This window comes from Rhodococcus sp. ACPA4 (assembly GCF_002300185.1).
In the GTDB taxonomy this organism is placed as follows: Bacteria; Actinomycetota; Actinomycetes; order Mycobacteriales; family Mycobacteriaceae; genus Rhodococcus_F; species Rhodococcus_F globerula.
On the sequence record NZ_NSDY01000006.1, the window covers coordinates 1 to 355 of the forward strand.

The window sequence follows — 355 nt, forward strand, 5'->3', positions numbered from 1 at the left end:
TGTTGCGGTTGATCCGGGGTATCCGGCGGCGCGGGTGGAGTTCATGCTTGCTGATTGTGGTGCGGTGCTGGGTGTTATGTCTTCGGAGCATGGTGGGGTGTTGCCGGGTGCGGTGCCGTGGTTGGTGCTCGATGATCCCGAGTTCGAGGGTGCGCTGGCGGGGTTTGATGCTGGACCGGTGACGGATGTGGATCGGGGTGGATCTTTGTATCCGGATGGGGCGGCGTATGTGGTGTATACGTCGGGGTCGACGGGTGTGCCGAAGGGTGTGGTGGTGCCGCATCGGGGTTTGGCGAATTTGGTTGTGGATCAGTGTGTTCGGTTCGGTTTGGGCGCCGACTCGGTGGTGTTGCAT

1 protein-coding gene is annotated in these 355 nt (G+C 61.7%); it reads left to right on the forward strand.

Annotated features, from left to right (window positions below; genetic code table 11):
- On the forward strand, window positions 1–355 hold a 355-nt coding region (locus CJ178_RS32385), incomplete at both ends, for an AMP-binding protein (RefSeq protein WP_143547585.1).